Source organism: Nitratidesulfovibrio liaohensis (genome assembly GCF_011682075.1).
Classification (GTDB): domain Bacteria; phylum Desulfobacterota; class Desulfovibrionia; order Desulfovibrionales; family Desulfovibrionaceae; genus Cupidesulfovibrio; species Cupidesulfovibrio liaohensis.
Window position 1 is genome coordinate 1 of record NZ_VSMK01000232.1, and the last position, 4,238, is coordinate 4,238.

Annotated in this window: 2 protein-coding genes and 1 pseudogene; all 3 read right to left on the reverse strand. The window is 65.7% G+C overall.

Annotated features, from left to right (window positions below):
• Positions 1–671, reverse strand: a pseudogene (locus FVW27_RS09140) (glycosyltransferase family 9 protein); the annotation flags it as partial.
• Between the two features lie 231 nt (positions 672–902).
• Positions 903–1,718, reverse strand: coding sequence for a septal ring lytic transglycosylase RlpA family protein (locus tag FVW27_RS09145; protein ID WP_208294714.1), 816 nt, complete (start codon positions 1,716–1,718; stop codon positions 903–905).
• Positions 1,719–2,275: 557 nt separating this feature from the next.
• Positions 2,276–4,105: a triose-phosphate isomerase gene (locus FVW27_RS09150; RefSeq protein ID WP_167124516.1), complete on the reverse strand. Its 1,830-nt coding sequence runs from the start codon at positions 4,103–4,105 to the stop codon at positions 2,276–2,278.
• Positions 4,106–4,238: the final 133 nt, after the last annotated feature.

The window sequence follows — 4,238 nt, forward strand, 5'->3', positions numbered from 1 at the left end:
AGCGCCGCGAAGTGGGCCACGGGCCAGCGGCGTCGTTCCTCGCTGGCGCCAAGCTGCATGGCCACGTATCCGGCATGGTCGGGCGGTGCGGCCTGGGCCAGTCGTGCCCCGGCCTCGGCAAGGGCGTCCGGAGTGGGCGCGCGCAACTGGTACACCGGGTCCACGTTGCCCACGCCCGCTGCCATGCGGAACAGGTCCACGAGGTTGAACGGGCTGCATCCGCGCTGCCGGGTGGAGGCTTGCAGGAAGGCCGACCACGGGTCGGCGTTGACCCCGAACCCGAACGGGTCCAGCCCGAAGCCGCGCAGGTCGCCCCCGTGATCTTTTTCATCCCCGTTGCCCGCCAGCAGCCGCCCCAACAGACGACCTCCCAGCGTGGCCGTGAGGTTCAGCACCGCATCGTGGGCATAGGCCCCGCGCAGCCGTTCGGCCCAGGTCATCAACCCCGCCGTGCAGGCCCGCCAGTCGCCGCCGGGCTGCACGCCCGCCAGCAATGCCGAGCCCGGCAGGGCCGCCACGTGGTCCACGCCTTCCAGCAGCGCCGCAGCCCCGGCAAAATTCTCCAGACACACCAGCCCCACCCGGTGCCCCTGCGCACGCAGGCCATGCACTACCGGCTGCGTTTGCAGCAGGTCGCCGAAGCGGGTCAGGTTTACCAGCAGAAGGTTCATGGCGCATCCTTACCGTGAGCAGATCCGAAAGGAAACGGGGGGAGGCGGGAAGGACCGGAAGGGTTCGTTCGTGAACGAGGCTGCTGCGGCCTCAACCCATCACGCGAACGTCCGGGCACGGGATGCCCCCGAAAGCGTCCCCTTTGCAAAGCACTTCAAATACCATGGGAGAATAGGGGGGCAGGGGGCTCTCCCCCTGCCCGCCGGAGGCTTACAAAAGACTACGCGTCCCTAATCCGCCACGACAAAGTTGACCGCAAAATCCCCCTTGAGTTTCTCGCGCATGCGCTCGGCCTCGCTCAGGGTGCTCCACGGACCCACCTGGACGCGCCAGAACCGGACCATGTCGGCCCAGTACATGCGGGCGTTCCAGCCCTGGCCTTGCAGGCGTGTCACCAGGCGGCTGGCGTTGTCCTTGTTGGAGAAGGCCCCCACCTGCACATAGAAGCGGCCGGTCATGTCGCCGTCCTGCAAGCCGGGCACGTCGCCCACGGATTCCACGCGCACCCGCGCGGTGCCGGGGCCCAGCATGCCGATCTGGTTGGCGGCGGTATTGGTCAGGTCGATGATCCGGTCGCCCACGAAGGGCCCCCGGTCGTTGACGCGCACGGTGGTGGACCGGCCGTTCTGCAGGTTGGTCACCTTGACCACGGTGTTGAACGGCAGCAGCTTGTGCGCGGCGGTCAGCCCGTACATGTCGTAGATTTCGCCGTTGGCGGTCTTGCGGCCGTGAAAATCCTTGCCGTACCACGAGGCCACGCCCTCTTCCGAAAAACCGTGCGCCGAAAGCAGCGGATGGTAGGTCTTGCCCAGGACTGTGTATGGCTTGGCACGCGGCCCCTGAGGTTCTCCCTTGGGGTACTTCACGGACTGGTCCGACGGTGGCGTGGAAATGCGGCGCGGGCCGGAGCCGCAGCCCGCCACCAGCAGCGCGGCAAGCAGCAACAGCACCACGGGCAGGACGAGCGGAACGGGCGGAACGGGCGGAACGGGCAGGGCGGGGCGGAACGGCGCGGAACAGGTATGGCTGGGTCGAAGGTGCGGCATCAAGGCTCCGTCGGGTTGCGCCGATACGGCGTGTACGTGGCCATGAGCGAATCATGGCGCAATCGGGCGGCAGCGGAAAACGGTCGTTCCAGGGACGCACGGCATGCGATCGCAACGGGTCTGCGCAGCGAGTATGGCGCAGCAGGTTTTGCGCAATCACCCAACACGCTGCGCCCAACACAATCCACCGGACATGACATTCCGGGCACGCTGGGCACGACGCGCTGTGCGTTTTCCGGACTGTTACCGAAAACAGGCGCGCACGCAACTGCTTGCACATCTGCATGCCACGCGACGCAGCGGGCAGTTGCGGGCACGGCGCAATGCCATTTTGCCCGTGCCGGTGCGGCGGGGCACTCCCCATGGGGCGTGGGCGCATGTCGTCGCAGCAGTCCTGCCTGGGCATGACACGGCGAGGGCGCTTCCTTCGGCCAGGCCAGGGCATCGGCCCCGCTCCGGTACTGCTCCCGCCCTGCTCCTGACGGGAAGCGCAGGCACGTACCGCAAACAAAAAAGGCCCGGAAGCGTTGCCGCTTCCGGGCCGTACCTTTCGGTAACTAGTCGTCGGAATCGCTGTCCACCACGTCCTCGATGGCCTCGGCCTGGCGGAGCAGCTGTTCGATCTGGATGTCCGCGCCGATGACTCCGGTGATCTCGTCGTTGTCGTCGGTGACCGCCGTGGACACGGTAAGGATCAGCTGGCTGGTGAACTGCGACTGGTACACGTCGGTGATGTGCAGTTCGCCGGTCTGCATGGGGCGGATGAACCAGGCGCGGTTGGAGAAGTCGAAGCCCAGCGGCAGCTGTTCGTACTTCGACTTGTACGCCGGGTCGGTGATGGCGGCGGAGAGCAGCTTGCCCTCCTTGTCGGTGAGGTACAGGTACTGGATGAACGGGTACTCGCGCACGAAGTCGCGCATGCACGGGTACTTGTCCTCGCCGCCAAGGCCGGTGATCTGGCATTCCTGGGCCAGCTTGATGATGAGGTGCGCCGAAAGTTCGCCCGCCAGCTTCTTGATCTGGTCGAATTCAGAGGCGAACAGTTCGGGCATGTAGCGCCGCACCAGAGCCTTCATTTCCTTGTTGGAGAAGGACGTGTTGCGACCCTTTTCGTAGGCGTCCATGATCTTGGTGTAGATCTTGCCCACGGCGGGGTGCTTCTTGGACACGTGCCGGTCCTCGGGCAGGCCCAGGTACTGGTTGATCCAGTACGCAACGCCCGCGCGCCCCGACTTGTCGGTGATGATGATGGGCACCGGCCGGTTCAGGATCTTGCGCGTGTCGAAGATGTTGTAGATTTCCTCGTTCTTGGCCAGGCCGTCCACGTGGATGCCCGCGCTGGTGGCGTTGAAGTCCTTGCCCACGAACGGATAGTTGTCCGGAATGCGGTAATCCAGTTCCTTCTCGAAGTATTCGGCGATCTCGTTGATGACCCGGGTGTCGGCGGCATCGTCGTCACCGGTCAGCGAGATGTATTCGATTACCAGCGCTTCCAGCGGGGTGTTACCGGTGCGTTCGCCAAAGCCCAGCAGGGTGCAGTTGACGCCGGAGCAGCCGTACAGCCACGCGGTGGCCCCGTTGATGAGCACCTTGTGGAAGTCGTTGTGGCCGTGCCATTCCAGCCACTGGCCGGGCACGCCGCCTTCGTCGGTCAGGGCGCGCACGATGCGCGGCACCGAGCGCGGCAGGGTGGCGCCGGGGTAGGGCACGCCGTAGCCCATGGTGTCGCACATGCGGATCTTGACCGGCTGGCCGCTCTGCTTCGAAAGGTCCATCAGCTTGCGCGCGAAGGGCAGGCAGAAGCCGTGGATGTCGGCGCGGGTGATGTCCTCGAAGTGGCAGCGCGGGGTGATGCCCCATTCCAGCGCCTGTTCCACCACGCGCAGGTAATTTTCCATGGCCTTTTCGCGGTCCAGGCCCAGCTTGAGGTACAGATGGTAGTCCGACACGCTGGTCAGCAGGCCCACTTCCTCGAACTCCATGTCCCGGGCGATCTTCAGGTCGTTGACGTTGGCCCGTATCCACCCGGTGACGCGGGGGAACTTGTACCCCTTGGCCCGGCAGGCCTCGATGGCCTTGCGGTCCTTGTCGGAGTACATGAAGAACTCCGAGGCGTGGATGAGCCCGCTGCGTCCGCCAAGGCGGTGCAGCATGTCGAAGATGTGCACGATCTGCTTCACCGTGTAGGGCGGGCGGGCCTGCTGGCCGTCGCGGAAGGTCGTGTCCGTGATGAACATCGGTTCCGCCGGGCGCGGCATCAGGAAGATGTCGTCGAACTCCACGCGGCTGATCTTGGAATAGGGAAAGATCTCGCGGTACAGTTCGGGGTCGTCGCGGTTCTCCAGACGTACGCGGGAGGAAGCGCGGTTGAGATGCAGCAGGCTCATGGCTAGATGGCTCTCCTTCGGGGGGTCTGATCGATACGCTGTTCCGCCTCGGCCACAAGGCGGTGCGCGCGCTGGCAGTCGGGCGCCAGGGCCACGGCGGCGTGCGCGGCGCGCAGGGCGTCTTCGGGCCTGC